We start from the raw sequence: 21,698 nt of genomic DNA on the forward strand, positions 1-21,698 counted from the left end.
GGGTACAGCAAAGATAGTGCAAAAAGAAAGAATACAGCAAAGCGTACCAACAGCGTATTATTTCACATTGAAACGACTATAAAAATATTAACCCTCAGAATAAGTTAGTTAAAGTCAATAATTGACCACTAAATTTTATACTTGAATTTTTCCCTACAACCCATTATCTTGTTGTTCCAATTTCTTTTAACCACTATATCTCGTATTTTCTTATCAAATATAAAAAGGTCAAATAACAATGAATAAGGCATTAATGGTTACCAAACGTGATGGGCGACTTGAACCAATCAACTTGGATAAAATCCATCGAGTTATTACTTGGGCTGCAGAAGGCTTAGACAATGTTTCCGTTTCACAAGTAGAATTACGTTCCCATATCCAATTTTATGAAGGTATTCGCACCTCAGATATCCACGAAACCATTATTAAAGCTGCCGCAGATTTAATCAGTAAAGAAACGCCAGATTATCAATATTTAGCTGCCCGTTTAGCCATTTTTCATTTACGCAAAAAAGCCTATGGGCAATTTGAGCCTCCACGTTTATATGAACATGTAAAAAAATTAGTTCGTTTAGGCAAATATGATCAAGCCCTCTTAACCGATTATAGCCGAGAAGAATGGGACGAAATGGATAGCTATCTTGATCATTGGCGTGATATGACCTTTTCCTATGCCGCAGTTAAGCAACTAGAAGGTAAATATTTAGTACAAAATCGCGTAACAGGCGAAATTTATGAGTCCGCCCAGTTTTTATATTTGTTAGTTGCGGCTTGTTTATTCTCACAATATCCAAAAGAAAAACGGTTAGACTATGTTCGCCGTTTTTATGATGCTACTTCCACCTTTAAAATTTCCTTGCCAACCCCAATTATGGCGGGAGTACGCACCCCAACTCGTCAATTTAGCTCTTGTGTGCTTATTGAATGTGATGATAGTTTGGATTCCATCAATGCCACTGCCGCCTCGATTGTCAAATATGTATCACAACGTGCTGGCATTGGAATAAATGCAGGGGCAATTCGTGCCTTAGGTAGCCCAATTCGTGATGGCGAGGCATTTCATACAGGTTGTATCCCTTTTTATAAACATTTTCAAACCGCGGTAAAATCCTGTTCACAAGGTGGTGTACGAGGTGGTGCGGCAACAGTTTATTTCCCTATTTGGCATCTTGAAGCAGAAAGTTTAATGGTGTTAAAAAACAATCGTGGGGTAGAAGAAAACCGAGTTCGTCATATGGATTATGGGGTACAACTTAATAAGATGATGTACCAACGCTTAATCAAAGGGGACGATATTACGCTATTTAGTCCCTCTGACGTACCGGGCTTATATGAAGCCTTTTTTGCTGATCAAGCAAAATTTGAGCAACTTTATCAGCAATATGAACAAGATCCACATATTCGTAAACGCCAAGTCAAAGCGGTGGAATTATTTTCTTTATTGATGCAAGAACGTGCTTCTACGGGCAGAATCTATATTCAAAACGTGGATCATTGTAATACACACTCCCCTTTTGATCCTGCGATTGCGCCAATACGTCAATCCAATTTATGCCTAGAAATCGCCTTACCTACCAAGCCACTCAACCATATCCATGATGAAAATGGCGAAATTGCACTATGTACATTATCCGCCTTTAATCTAGGCAAAATAGAACAATTATCCGAATTGGAAGAACTAGCAGATTTAGCGGTGCGAGCCTTAGATGCCCTACTAGACTATCAAGATTATCCGATTATTGCCGCCAAAAAAGGCGCAATGGGACGGCGCTCATTAGGCATTGGTGTTATCAATTACGCTTATTATCTAGCCAAAAACGGCGTGCGTTATTCTGACGGCTCAGCCAACGATCTGACACACCGAACCTTTGAAGCAATCCAATATTATTTGCTCAAAGCCTCAATGAACTTAGCTAAAGAATTAGGTCCTTGCCAATACTTTCAGCAAACCACCTATGCAAAAGGTATTCTCCCTATTGATACTTATAAAAAAGATATTGATAACCTTAGCCAAGAACCGCTCCACTTGGATTGGGAAACCTTACGCCAACAGATCCAAACCTTTGGACTACGCAACTCTACCCTAACCGCCCTTATGCCATCGGAAACTTCATCGCAAATATCCAATGCCACCAACGGCATTGAGCCACCACGAGGACATATCAGCATTAAAGCCTCCAAAGACGGTATCCTTAAACAGGTTGTGCCAGACTACGAACGATTAGGCGATCATTATGAATTATTATGGGATTTACCTAATAACGATGGCTATCTCCATTTGGTTGGCATTATGCAAAAATTTGTGGATCAAGCCATTTCCGCCAATACCAATTATGATCCTAAACGTTTTGATGGCGACAAAGTCCCAATGAAACGCTTATTAAGCGATTTATTAACTGCCTATAAATATGGCTTAAAAACCCTCTATTATCAAAACACCAGAGATGGTGCTGATGATGAACAACAAGATCTTGCTGATGACAGTTGTGCTGGTGGTGCTTGTAAAATCTAAAGTAATTTATCTCTAAAAAGTACGGTCAAAATTTTTGTATTTTTGACCGCACTTTGATAATCCCAATTATGTTTAGCATAAAATATGCCACCCCACGTTAAAATAATACAGCATTGGCACACCTCTCCGTACTGTCTTCAACGTACCACTTTTTCTTATTTTAAATTAAAACGACTATAACTTAATTTATGATTAATTTTATTTAAATATTTACAGTAACATCTATCATCGTTATACTTTTGTCAACAATTCGTTATTTTGGATCATTTGCATGATGAAATCCCTCCTTTTAGCTCTACTATTATGTGGCATGTCATCTGCGTTATATGCCATAGATGAAACTCAGCGTCGAGAATTAAATCAACTTGATGCCATTCAACAACAACGCCAGCAAGAACAACAAAGCTATCAATCAGAACAATTTCAAGCAAAATCTGATGTGAGAATGAATGTATCCACCGAAAAAATTTCGGCATTTCCGTCGGATGAATATCCTTGTTATCCTATTCATCACATTAGTTTACAAGATTATTCCCCTAATGCTAATGAACGTTCTATTTCTAGCCAATTTTACTGGGCATTACATCAAACGACTCAGCAATTAAAGCTAAAATTACCCCATTGTTTTGGTAGTGAGGGAATAGCACTATTGATGAAACAAATACAAAACAAGATCATTGAAAAAGGCTATATCACCACACGCATTGTCGCAGAAGAACAAGATTTAACCCAAGGCACACTTCATCTCACGGTTATTCCTGGCAAAATTCGTCATACAGTGGTTGCTGATGCTAGCCATATCCCTTGGTTTAGTAAATTAACGGCTAAAACAGCAACGGCATTTAAACGGGGAGATTTACTGAATATACGAGATATTGAGCAGTCTTTAGAAAACCTAAAACGTGTACCAAGTGCAGAAGCTAATATTGAAATATTACCTGCCGAAAATGATCAAGCTCAAATAGGCGAAAGCGATATAAAAATCACTTATCAACAAGGCTTTCCTTTCCATTTAAACCTCAGCCTTGATGATTCAGGCTCTAAATCTACAGGTAAATGGCAAGGAACGGCGGTATTTTCTTGGGACAATCTCTTTTCTGCCAATGATTTATTTTATACCAGCTTTACCCATAGCCTAAAACGCCAAAGCGATGATGATGGCAGACGAGCAAGCCAAAATTATGGCTTTTATTATTCTGTACCTTTCGGTTATTGGGCATTTTCTGCTTCTTTCTATAAAAATCAATATCATCAAGAAGTCTTTGCCGCTTTCAATAATAACTACATTTACTCAGGTCGCAGTGAATATACTAACTTAACGCTGTCTTATTTACTTTATAGAGATGCGGTACGCAAAACCACCGTTTCTGGCGGTTTTTGGTCACGCCACTCTCAAAACTATATTGATAAAGCAGAAATTGATGTACAACGCCGCCGTATGGCAGGTTGGCAAATTAATCTCACACATACTGAATATATCAATGCAACCACATTAAAACTTTCCACTGGCTTTAAATGGGGAACAGGGGTTCGCCGTTCTATTGAAGCCCCTGAAGAATACTGGGGAGAAGGGACATCTCGCCCACGCATTATTACCGCTTCTATTGAGCTAAACACTCCGTTTAACATTGGTAAACAAGCTTGGGCATTTAATACATTTTGGTCAGCACAATGGAATAATCGCCCATTAATTCAACAGGATCGTTTTAGTATCGGTGGGCGTTATAGTGTACGAGGATTTGATGGCGAACTCACACTTTCTGGCGAACGAGGCTGGCTATGGCGTAATGAGATCAGTTGGAATGTGGCAAATAAAGGACAATGGATTTATATGGCATTAGACGGTGGTCGAGTAATGGGGCGTGATAAAGAAATGCGATTAGGGCATCATTTAATCGGCACCGCTATCGGCATACGAGGTAGTTGGAAATTTTTTTACTATGACTTCTTTATTGGTCGTCCAATCAGCAAACCCATGGGCTTTCGTGCATCCAATGGCATTACAGGCTTTAATATAGGTATGACATTTTAATACTAGAATAGGAGATAAATGATGAATAAACAATATTTCCGTGTAATTTTTAGTAAAACATTACAACGCTTAGTGGTGGTATCAGAACTGGCAAAATCATCAGATAAATCCACCTCAAATAAACAAAGTGCGGTCAATTTTAAACCTATTTTAGCAAGTTTAACTACGCTGGGATTTCATTTATTCTGTGCCTTAGGTTTTGTTACCTTTTCTATGCCTGTACTTGCTGACACATTAATTATTAAAGCCGATCCTAATGCCCCGAAAAACCAACAACCAATCGTATTACAAACGGCTAATGGTCTTCCTCAAGTTAATATTCAAACACCGAATAACAAAGGGCTTTCCCATAATAAATATCAAGATTTTAATGTAGATAATAAAGGGGCTATTCTAAACAATAGCCATAAAGCCATACAAACCCAACAAGCAGGCTTTATTCAAGGTAATCCTTATCTTGCTAAAGGCGAAGCAAAAGTTATTTTAAATGAGGTTACCTCAAATAATCCTAGCCAACTCAAAGGTTATCTTGAAGTCGCAGGTAGAAAAGCTGAAATTATCATTGCCAATCCCAATGGTTTATATTGTGATGGTTGTGGCACAATTAACGCCTCTCGAGCTACAATGACCACAGGAAAACCGCAAATTAAAGAGGGACAAATAGATAGCTTTGTAGTAGAAAAAGGGAAAATCAAAGTCAGTGGTAAAGGCTTAGATAATAGCCGAGTTGATTATACCGATATTCTTGCCCGAGAAACGGAAATCAATGCGGGGATATGGACAAATAAAAAACTCAATGTGGTAACAGGTAAAAATACCATTAAACAAGCAAGCCTTGAAAACGCAAATAATGAATTACAAATTACCCGTATTTCTGCTGAAAATATCAATGAAAATACCCCATTATTTGCCTTAGATGTTAGCGAACTTGGCGGTATGTATGCAGGCAAAATTCATTTAGTGGGGACAGAACAAGGTTTGGGCGTGCGTAATGCTGGACATATTGGCGCAAGTGCCGATACATTGACCATTGATTCGCAAGGAAAAATTGTTAATCAAGGTATAATCAATGCTCAACAACAAATTAGCCTAAACGCTCATCAATCTATTGAAAATCATGGACGTATAGAAAATAAAACTCAGGATATCCTGCTAAATGCCAATGAGAATATCAATCAAGCAGGTAGCCTAATTGCCCAAACAGGAACAATCAATGCTCAAGCCAAAAATATAAGCCAAAGCGGTGAAAGCCTAGCTAAAGGTAAAATTAACTATAACGCCACAGAAATCAAAGCTAGCCAATCTTCTCTATTTGCCGCTGGTATAACCACTACACAAACTGCTAATGGTGAAACCCTACAATTAGATAAACAATCAGCACAAGGCTCAGCTATTACTCTTAAAGCCGATAATCACGCTCAACTTGCTGGGCGTCATATCGCCAGTGGCGATTTCGCTGTTACAGCTCAATCAATTGATTTAGACAACAGTCAAAACCATGCTTATAACATCAAGCTCAAAGCACAAACAGGCAATGTAACAGCAAATAAAAGCCAATTAAGTGCGGTGGAAAATCTCAAAATTTCTACCCCAAAAACGCTTTCTACCCAACATAGCCAACTTAGTGCAAACCATATTCAAACTGCACAACAAGATTTAAATACGCAGAATTCAGTATGGCAACAACATGGCACTGCGGACTTTGAGCTCAAGCTACGTTATCTACAAAATCAAGGAGGAGTATTTAGCACTGCTGGTAATTTTAATCTCAATGCCAAAGAAGTGGATAATACTGGTGGACAATTAATCGCAGGTCAACATTTCAATATAAACCTCAGTGGTGAACTCAATTCTACACAAGGAGTATTATTTGCCAATAAATCACTCAACTTAACGAGCGGTCAACTCACTAATACTCAGGGTCTAATTAAAAGCCTTGGTGATATGCAAATTAATACCCATAATGATAATATTATCAATCAACAAACCCAATTAAATAGCGATACGCAACAAGGCATTATTGCATTGGGTAATTTAATCATCAACAGTGCCAACCTAGATAATACAACAGGAACAATCTTTGCCAACAATACATTGAATATTGTAACAAATACATTAAATAATCAGTTAGGTACCATAGGTAGTCCAGATAAACTTGTCATTGATACACAGCAATCAGCACTAAATAACCAACAAGGGCAAATTTTTGCCAATATCACTAGCCTAAGTACAGGAGAGATTAACAATCAACAAGGTTTACTACGAGGCGATAAAACGCTGACGATTGATACGCATAACCGAAACCTTAATAATCAACAGACCCAGCAATCCTCTCAAGGTATTCTCGGTTTAGGCACAGTCATATTAAATAACATCAACCAACTTAATAATACGCAAGGCAAAATTGCCTCAGCCCAAGATTTAAATATAAATACTGCAACCCTAGACAATAATAAAGGGCTAATCAACGCCCAACAAGCCCTAATCCAAGCAGAACAAATAAATAACCAGGCCGGCACAATTTGGGCAACAGATACCCATTTAAATGCGAATGTAGTGAATAACCAGTACACTGAGCAAAATGGCTCATTAATTGGGGCAACAAACAAGCTGAATATTACGGCAACACAGCTTAACAACCAACAAACCATCGCCACCAGTACAAAACCAACTCAGGGATTACAAGGTAAAAATATTCAACTCAATGTAGCGGAACTAAATAACCAACAAGGGGGGATTTACGCAACCAACACGCTTGCTACAACCATAAATCAACAACTCAACAATCAAGCTGGTGAATTATTAGCAGGACAAGTTGTCAACATTGATTCCCTTGATAGACATTTAGTGGTAGATAACCAAAATGGTACTATTGAAGCTGGTCAACAGCTTAACTTAACCGCCAAAACCTTACAGCATGAAGGAACAATCAAAACCCAAGGCGATGCAGAAATCAACCTCACGGATAGTTTTACCTTAAATCAAGCACTACAAGTGGGTAACAATTTAACCTTTACCACCCAAGGGAACTTTACCAATAATGTCAAACAAGTTATCGGCAATCAAGCCATATTTAATGCCATAAACTTGCTTAATCCACAACATGCCGAAATATCCTCAAATCGTACTATTATTAATGCGACAAGCATAACCAACTATGGTTTATTAGACGGCAGCGAAAATATTATTAAAACACAGACCCTAAATAATCTAGGAACAGGGCGAATTTATGGTAACCATTTAGCCATTCAAGCAAACAACCTTAATAATCTAAAAGACGGTGAAAAATCAGCAACCATTGCAGCACGAGAACGGTTAGATTTAGCGGTAGGCACTTTAACTAACCGAGATCATAGCCTTATTTTTAGCCAGGGTGATTTGGCGATTGGTGGGCAATTAAATGAACAACATCAAGCAGAGGGTTATGCCACATTTATTGATAACGGCAGTGCCACAATTGAAGCCTTAGGTAATGGCGAAATCAAAACAGAACGCTTATTAAATCACGATCTCTATCTTACCCTAGGTGAACATCATACCGATGAGCGTATTATTGAATATGCCCCATCAAACAGTTCAACCCGCTATGCTACACAAAATAAAGATGGTGGTGAAGGCTACTTTGATTTAAAAAATAATCATAGACGCGATTCTAACTCTTATTTTGTATTCAGAAATGGCAAACGTATCGGTTCTCGCTATTGGACAAACTGGAATTATAATCGACATACCGTAACCAGTACCATTGAACATCGCGATCCTGCCCAAATTTTAATTGCTGGCAATCTTTCCCTGACGGGGACAGATTTAGAAAATAACGCCTCTACCCTCTCTGTCGGCAAAACCCTCTTATTGGGTGATCGTATTTTTACCGATAATACCGATAACGAGAATTTAACTTCAGGTAATACTAGCTTAAGAAATATTGATATTGAGGGAACTATCAATGTTACCGACACTGGAAGATGGGAAAGTTTTGGGAAACAATATCGACGTTATGGTATCAGAGGCAGAAAACGCTGGGCAGTTTATGGCAATGGTTCTGGTAATATCAATGAAATCCATCCAGTGCAACATTTTAGCTTTAATAAAGTATTAAATAATATTGGTAGCGAAGTGGCTAGTACCAATACGAGTATCCATAGCCAATCCTCTGCCCAACAAATTACATTAAAAAATCTTAACTATTCATTGCCTGTTGATTCCAATAACATAACCGCCTCAACGCCAAGTCCTGTAATTTCAGGGCAAATTTCAGCCATTTCCCCTGAAAACTTAGCGAAAGGAACCTTACCTGTAATTAAAACCCACTTAACACCAATTCGCTTACCGCAGGCGAGTCTTTATCAAATCAATCCTGATGCACCGAATGGCTATTTAGTAGAAACTGATCGCCAATTTACCGATCGTAAACAATGGTTAAGTTCTGATTATATGTTTACAGCTCTGCGTTATGATCATAATAATGTGCAAAAACGCCTTGGTGACGGATTCTATGAACAACGTTTAGTCAACGAACAAATCCAACAATTAACAGGACGCCGATTCTTAGATAATTACAGTTCAGATTTTGAACAATACAAAGCATTAATGAATAACGGCATTTATTATGCTAATAAATTTAATTTGACCCCAGGTATAGGCTTAACCGCCAACCAAATGGCACAACTTACCTCTGATATGGTTTGGTTTGTTAATCAGCCTGTTACGCTAGCTGACGGTACGACCTTAGATGTACTTACACCACAAGTTTATTTGGTTTCTCGCAATACAGAGGTAACCACCGAAGGGGCATTAATTTCTGCCCGTGAAATTGTAGCGGAGGTTAATGGCGATATTCACAATAGCGGTACTATTGCAGGGCGAGATTTAACCGCACTTTCAGCCCAAAACATCACCCAACAAGGCAATTTATTTGGCAATAATGTGAATTTGCTTGCCGAACAAAAACTCATCAACCTCGGTGGTAAAATCCAAGCCTTAGAGTCAGCAACCCTCGTGGGTAAAACAGGGGTTAATATTGCTAGCACCACCAGCAGTTCCGCTAATAATGATGCTTTTGGTAACCAGTTTGCTCATACTCATCTAGACAAACAAAGTAATATTTCAACCAATGGCACATTAACCATTTATAGTCCGCAAGATGTAGTAATTAATGCTGCCAATATGGCTGCAAATGTGATTCATATTCAAGGGGATAATGTTGAACTCGCTACCATAAACACCAGCAATAAACAGCATTATAATGGCGATGCGGATAATTATTATCGCTTAGACCAACAGCAAGAAATCGGCTCGCAACTTAACGCTCAAAGCGATATTCAGATTGTTAGCCAACATAACACTACCTTACGTCAAGCCTCGCTCCATAGCGATAACGGCACTATCGCCCTTCAAGCTGCCCAAGGCGATATTCATATTCAAGAGGGGCGTCATCAAGAGCAACTTGATTTTGGCGCAAAAAGTAGCCAAAGTGGTTTCCTACAAAAAACCACCACTGTCACCAAACATTTACATCAATATGATATGGCTCAAGGCTCTGCGATTGATGCTGACAATATTGTATTACAAGCTGATAAGGGCAATATAAGGGTGCAGGGTTCTTCTGTGGTGGCAGAAAATCAACTTGTTGCCAGTGCAAACAATATTGATATTCAGCATGCAGAAAATCAAATTTATCAACAAGATGTTGAGAAAACCTCAAAATCGGGGCTAATGGGCAGTGGTGGCTTTGGTTTTAGTGTGGGATTGCGTAAAAATACCACCGAAAATGACCAAACTCGTTACTATGCCAGCCAAAGCCAAGTGGGGAGCTTAACCGGCGACACTACCCTACTGGCGAATGAACAATATCGCCAAACTGCCAGTGCGGTCACTGCCGTTGAGGGCGATGTGAATATTCAAGCCAAACAGGTAGATATTTTAGCAACAAGCGATAAATATGATACCAATTATAAGCAGACTTATGAGAAAAAAGGATTAACAATTGCCATTAATACCCCTATTCAAGCAGCGATTAATGCTATAGAAAGCGTGAATGATGCAATACAAACTGTTGGGGAAAGTAAAGATGACCGCATTAATGCTATGGCAGCGGCGAATGCAGGTTGGACAACGCTTAGAGCAGGACAAACGTTAGGGAAAATTGGTAAAGAGTTAGGGGAGCTGATGCAAAACGGTACTGTACCTACTGAAGCGGTCAGCGTTTCTATTACTTATGGGCAACAAAAAAATGTCAATACCCAACACACAGAGGGAACTACCGCCAATAATAGTCAAGTGAATGCTGGCGGTAAAGTGTCTATCCTTGCCACAGGTGCTGATAAACAATCTAATATTCATATCATCGGTTCTGATGTTAGCGGTAAACAAGGTACAACCCTCGTTGCTGACAATGATATTCACTTGCTTGCACAACAACAAAACCATATGGAGCGCAGTAAAAATCAATCCTTTGGCTTTAATGCTGGCGTGGCAGTTGCAGTAGGTAATGGGGTTTCATTTGGTATTACCGCTGGCGGTAACTATGGTAAGGGGTATGGTAACGGTGATGAAATAACCTATCGCAATACCCATATCGGCGACAGTGCAAGCCAAACTATCATTCAGGCTGGCAATAACGCCACCTTGAAAGGGGCGCAAGTACAGGGTAAAAGCGTTGCCCTCAATGCCCAAAACCTGACCATTGAAAGCCTACAAGACACCATGAAATATGAGGGTAAACAAATGAATGTCAGTGGGCAAGTGACCGTTGGCTATGGTGCTTCTGGCTCTGCTAGCTATAACCAATCTCGTATCAATGCCGATTATGCCAGTGTGGTTGAACAATCGGGCATTTATGCTGGCGATGAGGGCTATCAAATTAATATTGCTAATCATACGGAGCTGGTGGGCGGTATGGTAACATCCACTCAAAAAGCAGAATTAGCCAATAAAAATCACTTTAGTACTGGCACATTAGCCAGCCAAAATATAGAAAATCATTCCAACTATAAAGGCTCAGCATTTGGTGTTGCTGGCTCAATGGCATTTAATGCCGATTTAGGCTTAGGCAAACATGCACAGGCTCAAAGTGATAAACAAGCCGTTAATGACAAAGGCGAAGCACTTTACACCGATGCACAAGGGCAACAAACCACACAAGCAAAAGGGGCTGACGGTAAAGCCAATAGCCGTGTTTTAGCCAGCGGTGGAGATTCGCTAAAAACCAGTATGGGAGTAGGCTTTGGCTATGATAGTGATAGCCAGTCCTCTATTACCCAAAGCGGTATTAATACTAAGAATATTTATATCCGTAATGAACAGGAACAACTTGAGAAAACCGGCAAAACCCTAAGCGAAACCTTAGAAGCAGTTAAGACTAATATTGTTACAGAAAGTGCGGTAGAAAATACTGGAATTTTACCCAAAGATTTTGATAAAGAACGAGTACAAAAAGAACTGAATACTCAAGTTAAAGTTACTCAAGAACTTGATAAAAACCGACAAGAAATCAAAGCTAAACTATATTCTATTGTTGATAGTAAAAGAGCTTTAGCTACTTCAATACGAAAAGAAAATGGAGGATATGATACTAATAAATCTGAAAAACTAGATGCAGAAGCAAAAATTTTAGATGAGCAAATACGCTGGTTAGATATGGGATTAGGATTATTTATTGGTAGCGCTGGCAACTCTAATACATTATGGGGAATGTTTGCCACAACTCAGGCTGACAGAGTTTTACGCTCCGCTACCGCCCCAAAAGAAATGTGGTATCAAAAATGTCCATCTAGTAATGATGATTGCACAGGCAAACAAAATCGTAGACAAATTTGGTCATTAAATGATTTGACCAATGATGAACGAGCAAACTTAGAAATAGATAACAATGTATTAACCATATCTAACCCTGGTATTTTTAATGATCGTAAAGATGCTCTAAAAAATGCTCAAAAACAAAATACTTCAGAAACAAATCAAAAAGGCATAATAGTTGTAATGAATCCCCCAACAGGAAGATACGATGGATTTTGGCTTCCAACCTCTCTTGTATCAGAATTAATGTATGCAGCATACGATAAACTTAATGATAAATATTTATGGGGTGCTTTACCACTTACTAATTCACAAAAACTTAATCAAGATTTGTATCGTGAGTCCAAGCAATTAGGCTATAAAATTGATTTAAACAATCATAGCCGGGGTGGATTAACTGCCAGTATTGCTTTGCAAGATATAAATATTTGGAAGCAGGAAAAAGATATTCCTATTAGAAAAGCTCGTTTTTATGGTACGGCTACCAATGTAGAATCTTATGCAAACCAATTACAACGTAATGGTTATAGCTACCAAAATGAGAAAACCACTTATCAAAGTGGAGCTTATTCAGCTGTACATGAATCCGATTTTGTAGGGAATAAATGGCTTTTAGGTTTAGTAGGAAACAATAATACGACTGGAGGTAATTGCTTATTTTGCTACTCTCATAGTAGTTATTATGCTGAAATACCTGATCCTAATTTACAAAAAGAAAAATATAATGATTTTATAAGCATCTGGGGAACGCCACTTTACCCAAATGATAATCCGTCATTACCAAAATTAGTTAAACCAACCAATCAAGAAAAAGGGGGGGCTTTTGATGAAAATCCATTCTAAATTAATTTTAATTTCTAGCTTTTTATTAACAGGGTGCTATCCTTGTAAATTTCTAGACTGGAATTGTAATGAAAGTAAAGAAGAAACTTGGTGGTATAAAAAAAGAATACGATGCGAAAAAGAGCAGAAAAATTTAGCCAAAGAAATACTTAAAAGTAAATATAATGAAAAGATAGATATTCATATTCTGAATCAATGTATTCTTTCTAATGGATCTTATAAATTTGAATCAGATAAAAATATTTTAGGAGAACTATAAATGATTAAAATAAGTTTAATATTCATTATTTCTATATTATTAAATGGATGTTTTTTTATAGATCAGTTACAAGAGAAACTTTATGAAGATTGTTATGTATCAACTGATTATATTAAAGGTTTATCTGAACAAGAATATCAACTTTTATCTAAGAAATGTGGATGGAATATAAAAAAACCCTAAGCGAAACCTTAGCGGCAGTGAAAACGGAGATTACCACCGATACCGCTACGGCACATTCTGGGAAATTGGAAAACCATTTTGATAAAGATAAAGCCTTAAAAGAGTTAAATATTCAAGTCAAGGTAACAAAAGAATTTAGACAAAATGCCTTTAGCACCATTAACGCTTATGTTGAACCTAAACAAGCGGAATTACGCAAGCAAATTAAACAAGCCAAAACAGAGGAAGAAAAGACCGCACTTTACGCTGAAATTTATAAATTACAATATCAAAAACGTTTACTTGAAACAGTAGTAGGGATTGTCAGTGGCTCGCCTGATATTGCAATAACACAGGGTACATTACAACTCGCCGCAACGAGAATGCGAGAAGAAACCTTAGCAAACTCAAGAAAATTTAAAGGTATTATTGATAAGAAAACCGGCGAAGTCTTGTCAAATGTCTCTTATGATAGTGGCTATTTTGATGGGGTTAAATTAGGCGGGGTTAGACTTGATGTTAATGCTATTTGTGATAAAGACCGATGTCAAGAAAATTCGGACGGTTCTTTTACTTATATTGGTGATAACCAATATCAAACATTAAGGGATGTTTTAAATCCAAACTTAAATGACGATGCACGAATAAAAGGTATGTATGGACAGACAGGAGGGCTACAAGCTATACAAGGGGGTTGGTATTTTTCTAATCAGGGGATTCCTTATAAAATTAATAGTTTTTCTGACAACATAGTAGAAGCCTTTGCTGGTCCACATGACCTTTTAGGTGGGCAAGTTTGGGGGTTCTATGATAAGGACGGAAATACAGCGGCTAAAGATCCTGCAACTCAATTAAGAGCAGATATTACTACGGCTGTCGCCATACCCGTTACCGCCCCTCTTGCCTTGGCGGATTTTATGAGTTCTGATTTTGTAGAAATATTAATGAAAATAGGGGGCAATTAATGCGATTATTGATAATAATTCTTTTGTCTACATTGACAAGTGCTTGTTGGTTTTCTAATGACTGTTTCTATACCCTTGTTACAACTAACTGTACTTGGAAGTATCCACTTTATCCTGATATAACAAGATATCAAAAACCTGATTCTTTAGGAAATACCAATAAAGAACAGCGTTGGCAAGACGCTATTAGTTGTGGGGCAAAATATACTGAAGATGGTTGGATAGATAAAACTCTTCCTCGTGTAGATGATTTTAGTGGAAAGAATGTGAATGGTATTCGTAAGTTTGCTTTATGTATGAAAGACAAAGGATATTATATCGCTAACCCTACTGAATGTTGGAAAAAAAATATTTGTCATTTATAACTAATTAAATGCCATGCATACGATTATTGATATTAGAACAAGCTCAATTGCAAGCTGAGCTAACCCAATTAACCCACTATCTTAACGACAACCAAACTCGCTATGACCTTTGGAAAGAAGGGGGCATGGGCAGAGCCTTATTGCACGCAACCGCAGGCGGATTATTAACAGGCGATATCAGCGGTGCTGCTGCTTCAGGTGCGACTTCCCTTTCAGCCCCACTGATTGAACAACTAAGCGATAAAGCCCAAGCCCAGTTTGGCAACGCAGGAAAAGCGGTGGTTGATATGACCGCTGGCTTAGCCGTTGGTGCCGCCGTAGGCAAGGGTAATATGGGAGCGATCAGTGCGGGGATAAATACCGATTGGTATAATCGCCAGTTGCATCCGAGTGAAATGAAATGGATAAAAGAAAACGCAAAACAATTTGCTGTCCAGCAAGGTTTGACTGAACAAGAAGCTGAACGTATCTTGACTTCAGTCGCTCTATCTCAAGTAGATAAAGCCTATAGTTATTTGGAAAATGACACACTACATTACCAAAATGCTCAAAAGTTTCTTGCTAGTATTGCGGGAACTCACTTTACTGATGAGTATGGAAGAATACAAACATTATTTGATGAAAAAGGAAATTCTAACTTTGATAACTTTGCGATTAATATTGAGTATGTTCGTCCTAATAGCGAATTATACAATAATGTTGTTGCACAGTCCCCAACATATCACAATAATCTGAGTAGCGAAATACTTTGGAAAGCTGGGAACTCTAAATTAGGTAATATGGCAAGCCAACCGGAAAAAGTACAAAAAACGCTATTAGACCACCTTATTACGTCAAAGCAAGAATCAATTCTAGCATTGGCGAATAATACTGCAAAATCTCAACAAGAACACGGGTGGGAAAAAAGAGTCATATTTTCAGGAACTGGCATTGAATATACCTTGAAAGGAATAAACCAAGGCGAAGTAAATACGGAACATAATCAAGAACGGATAAATTTACAAACAATCAATTCCAATATTAACAACAGTATAAGTAACATTTATTCTCTTGCTGAAGTACAAGGCTATCTCAGTAAAGATGAACGCATAGCATATCAAAAAGCTAATTCAACATTGCTTAGTTTAGAAGGGCTTACTGCTTATGGGGGGATTGATACGGTTACAGGTACTCTAAATAAGATATCGAAAAGACGTGACAGTATTGTCATCGGAAGTAAAAAAACTATGGAAGAGACTTCTTTAAATACTGCTGATACCTACGCCAAAATAAAAGATTTATTAAGAGGAGAAGTCACGGTATATAGAGTAGAAGGAATTCCAAATCAGCGATTATTCATAGATGAAACAGGTAATGTTACTTTCCTTGGAGATACAACATTGTATTTAAACTTTGGTAGTAAAAAAAGAGCAATTCAATATTTACAACAAAAAGTTGATAACGGTTTAATCGGAGCTGAAATAAAAAGCTTTAGAATTCCTAAATCATTTAGAAATGAGATAAGTGACATTGCAATAGAGGAGAAAAAAATAAAAACAGACGATCCTAATAGATTGCAACCAGTCATAGCAGATCCTACAAAAGCAAAATATCAGTATGGGTTGAGAAAAGAACAAATCAAGAAATTAAAATCTAATATTATTGAAGGTAGTGGAAAGAATGGAAATGAATAATGATTTTTATCAAATGATTATTATGGAAAAAGAGAGATTGAAAAATTCCGCTTTTCCAGAATATCGAGAAAATGATGGAATGGGAGCTAATTTTCTAATTATATGTAATGGCAATGCTACAGAAGTGTTAGATTTGGCTAGAAAGGTTTTATTAATTATTAACGAACAATACTCAGCTAAAACTTGGCCTAGCGATGAAAAATGGCTGAGTCTTATGCCTAAAAACTTTTTAAATAATTTTGAAAAAGAAGAAAAAAAGATAACTAAAAATTTGTGGTCTAATTTCTTTCATAAAATGACATCTAAAAAACCTCAGAATAGTAAATGGACTTTTGAAAATTGGATTTTTCTAATGGAACCAATAGATAGAAGTTGGTTTTGGTGGGGAGCTACAGTCATAGATGAAAAAGATGGAAATAATTATTTATTTTTTACAACTAGAGTATTAGATGATCCTTTTTTAGCAGGAACATTAAAATGGCTATTTCTTGGTGCTGGAGCCATAGAAGTCCTAGATGAAGATGAGTTTTCAAAAAGATTTAATATTAATTTACTGAAGTAATAATTATAAGTAGGACAAAAGAAAATATAAAATCTCAATTACTTCCAAAAATACAAGAAAATGAGCAAATATTAATATCGTGAGTTAGGATTTGTTAATGCATCAAAAGTATGCCAATCCGCTTGTGAATTAAAACCGACCAGCAATAAAGAAAGAGATCTTATTGAGAGCATTGTTAAAAATGGTGACCGCACAGGGGTCAAAACAGAGCAATTAATCACCAGCCTTGCAGGACGTTCAGGATATAAAGTGCTTGATTGGGGTAAATATGGCTCAAATAATGGTTTTGATCATGTTTTAATGGGCAAAGACGGCACCATTATCATTATTGATAGCAAACAATTAAGAAATGGGGCTATTCAGGTAAGCAATAATGCAGCTGGGAATAGCAATCAGCTATCTCGAAAATGGATAGCTAATGTAGCAGGTAAACTACCTAATGAGGATATTAAAAAACAGATCCTGCAATCTCTCGATGAAAATAAAATGAAAACCATTGTTGCTGGGGTGGATAAACGAGATGGCACCATTAAGTTAATTCCCGTAAAAATACCTGATAAAACCAAATAACAGAGGATAGGTTCTATGTCAAAAAATTACAAAGTTTATTTAGGTAACGTAACAGGACGCAGTTATGAAGAAAGTATTCAGCATTGCCAAAGTGAAGCTGATTATCTTTATAAAAAAGGATATTTTGACCTCTACGATGTAGATTTCGATAAAGGTACAAGAACTTTAAGAGATAAGCCAATCAGTACGCTTGAAGAAAAATTAAAGCGTATTAAGGAAAAAAAAGGACATCCTTTATATAGTATGTTATGGATTAGTAACTATTATGCTGCTCAAGCCTCTTTGGATTTATTGCTTAACGCCGATATTAAAGCATTTAAAAAACATGCTTATATTGCAGGAAAACTGCAAATTCTCTCAGAATATGATTATCAATGGGCATATAACGGCATCAATGTACATCATTTTTTTCTTAGCATTATGTCGGATAGCCCTGATTTAATTAACTTTTTGATTAAACATCGTGATGAGATCGTTTCAGTAAAAAAACGTTATGCCAGTGATGATCCTCGACCTTATTTTAATGCCAATACCTTATTGGCATTATCAGGGGAATGGGAGCTGTTAAAAAGTAGAAGTCAAGTCTATTTAAAAGATGAATATAAATCACGTCATTACCGAATGCGCATACCTGACCATGAATTTTACATCGCCCTATGTGATAAAGATATTGAAGGAATGAAAACCGCATTAAACAAATTATTAGAACCTAAATTAGCCAAACGTGCAGTATATGATACCAATGTATGGTTTGATTTTTATTTACAATTACAGGTGTTATTATATGCCAAAATCGCAGCCATTCACGGCTTTGATTTAGGCATTGATAGCCCTATCGCCCCTAAGGAGTTAATTGAATATAAACCCCTCAAACCACGGGAATATGAAGACCCTTACGATTTTATGAAAGAATTTGATTATGACCAACCAATTATGAATTGGATCAATTATTGGAATGCTATTATTGAAGAAAATCAACGTGAAGCAGAAAAGAACCGTAAAAAGCCCTCTTGGTTTCAGGAATTAATATCAATTATAAAAATATTTATTAAGTAATCCTATGTGACAATGATAACGAGTTCTAATGGCTTTAATATTGGTGAGTTGCTAGCCTTTGATTGGTGTAATAGTATGTATTTAAGGCTAATCTAATACAGCTTCTAATAAAATATAGGTAAAAAGCCAATGTCCCCAAACATCACCCAACAAGGCAATTTATTTGGCAATAATGTGAATTTGCTTGCCCAGCAAAAACTCATCAACCTCGGTGGTAAAATTCAAGCTTTAGAGTCGGTAGCCCTCGTGGGTAGAACGATAGCTTGCTTCATCACACACCTAACTTTATTGAAGCTCTTGAAAATTTAAATTCGGACGAATAGACTTGTCAGTTCTGCTACCTGCTCCACATGGCTAAACAAACTAACCCGGCATCTTATCGTCAAATTAATATAACGACAAGTATAGGCAAATTCATTGTTATGCTGAAAATAGAAATCAACGACTTATTGTTCAAATGTCTAGTTATACTTTATCATAAAAAAATCTACTTCTTAATCCGTTAATTGTTTAGTCTAATTTTTTAGGGGCGTAGATCATAGCAAAGATTTTTCTTTTCATCTATTAAACTCTTTGATTCCGTACAAATAGAGTATGTTTCTTATAGATATATTTTGTCTAGCTATAATAAAAGCACTCGGAGGATTATCAACGAGTGCTTTTTTATTGCTTGATGATAGCCTATCTTCAAATACTAATGAAAATAAGCAACGAGTATCGCTCCAATAAAGCAAGCACAGGCAATGAAAAAATACAAAGGACTAAATCCTAAGGATTTCTTACTAAGGGTTTTAGCCGCAAAAATAATATACCCCACTAATAATAGTAATTTTATCGCTAGCCAAGTGGGTAAACCATATCCCAATAAAATAGTTATTGCCAATCCGCTGACTAATAATAAAGTATCACTTAAGTGCGGTAGGATTTTTAAAAGTTTTATGGCACGCCAGTTTTTACCACGAAATTGCATAGCACTACGCACTATAAAGAGTAATAAGCTAGTATATGCACTGGTAATATGAATATAAAACAAGGTTAGACTATCAAACATTAATCACTCCAAATTAAAGTAAGAATATAGAAAATATAGCTATGAGGAAAAAAGATTGGTGCCCCCTGCCGGACTTGAACCAGCGACCAAGCGATTATGAGTCGCCTGCTCTAACCACTGAGCTAAGGGGGCATAAATGAAAACTCGGCAATTATATTGTAATAATGGCGTTATGTCTATTAGTTCGTATTTAACTGAATGAATTTCAAACAAAAAAAAGCCTTTCAAAAATTGAAAGGCTAAAAATATTTGGAGTCATACTTTTTTAGGGTATGAGCATAATTATAAACATATTTTTAACAAAAGCAATACTATTTTTTTACTTTTTTTGTTATTTTTGTTGGTGTGGGTTTCTTGTATTGGTATTGTTTAAATTACGCATTAATAAAGCATAATTAAGATCAATATCCTTTGGTACATCAAGAAAGACAAAATGCCCATCACCTAATCCCGCCTCAACTTGTTGATTTTTGCGGTTTAGCATACGTTGAATCGTAAAAGTGATATTGCCTTTTGGTGTCATCATTTCTACTTCATCACCCACTAAAAATTTATTTTTTACCGCAACTTCGGCTAATCCCTCTTGATTACGCACCCCAGTAAACTCGCCAACAAATTGTTGACGCTCGGAAATGGAATAACCATAATCATAATTTTGGTATTCATCATGGGTATGGCGGCGTAAAAAACCTTCGGTGTACCCTCGATGAGCAAGAGATTCTAAAGTTGTCATTAGGCTTTCATCAAAAGGTTTACCTTCAGCTGCATCATCAATGGCTTTGCGATAAACTTGGGCAGTTCTGGCACAATAATAAAAAGATTTTGTTCGTCCTTCAATTTTTAATGAATGCACACCAAGTGCGGTGAGTTTTTCAACATGTTGTACCGCCCGTAAATCTTTAGAATTCATAATGTAAGTGCCATGCTCGTCTTCAAAGGCGGACATTTGTTCATCAGGACGTTGATTTTCCGTTAATAAGAACACTTTATTGGTGGTAGCCCCTTCGCCTAAGGTTGGCGCAACATTGGTAATGGGAATCTGTTGATTTTCAGCAATAATATTGCCCACTTCGTCTTCTTTTCCCTCAGCAACATTATATTCCCAACGGCACGCATTGGTGCAAGTTCCCTGATTAGGATCACGTTTGTTAATGTAACCAGAGAGTAAGCAACGCCCAGAATATGCCATACATAATGCCCCATGTACAAAAATTTCAAGTTCAATGTCAGGCACTTTTTGGCGAATTTCGGCAATTTCTTCTAGGGATAATTCACGAGAGAGAATGACGCGAGTTAAACCCATTTGATGCCAGAATTTTACTGTTGCCCAGTTTACCGCATTAGCTTGTACCGAGAGATGAATATCCATTTGCGGGAAATGCTCTCTTACTAACATAATAAGCCCGGGGTCGGACATAATAAAAGCATCAGGTTGCATTGCAACAATAGGCTCTAAATCTTTGATAAAGCTCTTTAATTTTGAATTATGTGGTGCAATGTTGATAACCACATAGAATTTTTTGCCTAGGGCATGGGCTTCATCAATGCCAATTTTGAGGTTGGCATGATTAAATTCGTTATTGCGTACACGCAAGCTATAACGAGGTTGCCCTGCATAAACCGCATCTGCCCCATAGGCAAAGGCATAACGCATATTTTTTAATGAGCCAGCAGGAGAAAGTAGCTCAGGTTTAAAGGTTGTTGTCATTGTTTTCTCTTAGTCTGATTTCAAGTCAGCCACTTCCCTTAGGAAGTGGGGTAATATAATAGTCGTTTCAATTTAAAATAAGATAAGGCAGCATACCGAATACAGTACAGATAGTACGGCGAGAAACGGCAACAGCGTATCAT

The 21,698-nt window shown here is 37.2% G+C and carries 12 protein-coding genes and 1 tRNA gene; 10 read left to right on the forward strand and 3 right to left on the reverse strand.

Annotated elements, in window-relative coordinates:
• The first annotated feature begins 238 nt into the window (after positions 1–238).
• The 10 genes from nrdA to A6A20_RS03350 all read left to right on the forward strand — a co-directional run bounded on the left by nrdA (position 239) and on the right by A6A20_RS03350 (position 18,796).
• Complete coding sequence (nrdA, locus tag A6A20_RS03305; protein WP_279572135.1) at positions 239–2,512, forward strand: class 1a ribonucleoside-diphosphate reductase subunit alpha; 2,274 nt, start codon at positions 239–241, stop codon at positions 2,510–2,512.
• 310 nt (positions 2,513–2,822) lie between these two features.
• Complete coding sequence (locus tag A6A20_RS03310; RefSeq protein WP_279573729.1) at positions 2,823–4,544, forward strand: ShlB/FhaC/HecB family hemolysin secretion/activation protein; 1,722 nt, start codon at positions 2,823–2,825, stop codon at positions 4,542–4,544.
• 21 nt (positions 4,545–4,565) lie between these two features.
• Positions 4,566–13,184 (forward strand): two-partner secretion domain-containing protein, encoded by an 8,619-nt coding sequence (locus A6A20_RS03315; protein ID WP_424585438.1) that lies wholly within the window; start codon positions 4,566–4,568, stop codon positions 13,182–13,184.
• Entirely contained in the window at positions 13,165–13,443 is a 279-nt protein-coding gene (locus A6A20_RS03320) for a hypothetical protein (protein WP_279572137.1), read from the forward strand. Before A6A20_RS03315 ends, A6A20_RS03320 begins: the two co-directional genes overlap by 20 nt.
• Before the next feature lie 161 nt (positions 13,444–13,604).
• Positions 13,605–14,570: a hypothetical protein gene (locus A6A20_RS03325; RefSeq protein ID WP_279572138.1), complete on the forward strand. Its 966-nt coding sequence runs from the start codon at positions 13,605–13,607 to the stop codon at positions 14,568–14,570.
• Complete coding sequence (locus A6A20_RS03330) at positions 14,570–14,935, forward strand: hypothetical protein (protein ID WP_279572139.1); 366 nt, start codon at positions 14,570–14,572, stop codon at positions 14,933–14,935. The genes A6A20_RS03325 and A6A20_RS03330 overlap by 1 nt, the downstream gene beginning before the upstream one ends.
• Before the next feature lie 26 nt (positions 14,936–14,961).
• Positions 14,962–16,608: a hypothetical protein gene (locus A6A20_RS03335; RefSeq protein ID WP_279572140.1), complete on the forward strand. Its 1,647-nt coding sequence runs from the start codon at positions 14,962–14,964 to the stop codon at positions 16,606–16,608.
• A complete protein-coding gene (locus tag A6A20_RS03340; RefSeq protein ID WP_279572141.1) occupies positions 16,601–17,170 on the forward strand; it encodes a hypothetical protein in 570 nt (189 codons plus the stop codon). The genes A6A20_RS03335 and A6A20_RS03340 overlap by 8 nt, the downstream gene beginning before the upstream one ends.
• A 249-nt stretch (positions 17,171–17,419) precedes the next feature.
• Positions 17,420–17,740 (forward strand): hypothetical protein, encoded by a 321-nt coding sequence (locus A6A20_RS03345; RefSeq protein ID WP_279572142.1) that lies wholly within the window; start codon positions 17,420–17,422, stop codon positions 17,738–17,740.
• Between the two features lie 15 nt (positions 17,741–17,755).
• Complete coding sequence (locus A6A20_RS03350; protein WP_279572143.1) at positions 17,756–18,796, forward strand: Imm49 family immunity protein; 1,041 nt, start codon at positions 17,756–17,758, stop codon at positions 18,794–18,796.
• Between the two features lie 694 nt (positions 18,797–19,490).
• On the opposite strand, the gene A6A20_RS03355 is transcribed toward A6A20_RS03350, so the two are convergent.
• From A6A20_RS03355 to trhP, 3 genes are all read right to left on the reverse strand, one after another.
• A complete protein-coding gene (locus A6A20_RS03355; protein ID WP_279572144.1) occupies positions 19,491–19,847 on the reverse strand; it encodes a SirB2 family protein in 357 nt (118 codons plus the stop codon).
• Between the two features lie 56 nt (positions 19,848–19,903).
• A tRNA-Ile gene (locus tag A6A20_RS03360) sits at positions 19,904–19,979 on the reverse strand.
• A 199-nt stretch (positions 19,980–20,178) separates the two neighbouring features.
• Complete coding sequence (gene trhP / locus A6A20_RS03365) at positions 20,179–21,555, reverse strand: prephenate-dependent tRNA uridine(34) hydroxylase TrhP (protein ID WP_279572145.1); 1,377 nt, start codon at positions 21,553–21,555, stop codon at positions 20,179–20,181.
• Positions 21,556–21,698 lie beyond the last annotated feature (143 nt).

Origin of the sequence: Volucribacter amazonae (assembly GCF_029783845.1) — a bacterium.
Taxonomy (GTDB): domain Bacteria; phylum Pseudomonadota; class Gammaproteobacteria; order Enterobacterales; family Pasteurellaceae; genus Volucribacter; species Volucribacter amazonae.

Coding starts and splice junctions, on each gene's coding strand:
- nrdA (WP_279572135.1), top strand. CDS start 239: ATGAATAAGGCATTAATGGTTACCAAACGTGATGGGCGACTTGAACCA.
- A6A20_RS03310 (WP_279573729.1), top strand. CDS start 2,823: ATGTCATCTGCGTTATATGCCATAGATGAAACTCAGCGTCGAGAATTA.
- A6A20_RS03315 (WP_424585438.1), top strand. CDS start 4,566: ATGAATAAACAATATTTCCGTGTAATTTTTAGTAAAACATTACAACGC.
- A6A20_RS03325 (WP_279572138.1), top strand. CDS start 13,605: ATGGAATATAAAAAAACCCTAAGCGAAACCTTAGCGGCAGTGAAAACG.
- A6A20_RS03330 (WP_279572139.1), top strand. CDS start 14,570: ATGCGATTATTGATAATAATTCTTTTGTCTACATTGACAAGTGCTTGT.
- A6A20_RS03340 (WP_279572141.1), top strand. CDS start 16,601: ATGAATAATGATTTTTATCAAATGATTATTATGGAAAAAGAGAGATTG.
- A6A20_RS03350 (WP_279572143.1), top strand. CDS start 17,756: ATGTCAAAAAATTACAAAGTTTATTTAGGTAACGTAACAGGACGCAGT.
- A6A20_RS03355 (WP_279572144.1), bottom strand. CDS start 19,847: ATGTTTGATAGTCTAACCTTGTTTTATATTCATATTACCAGTGCATAT.
- trhP (WP_279572145.1), bottom strand. CDS start 21,555: ATGACAACAACCTTTAAACCTGAGCTACTTTCTCCTGCTGGCTCATTA.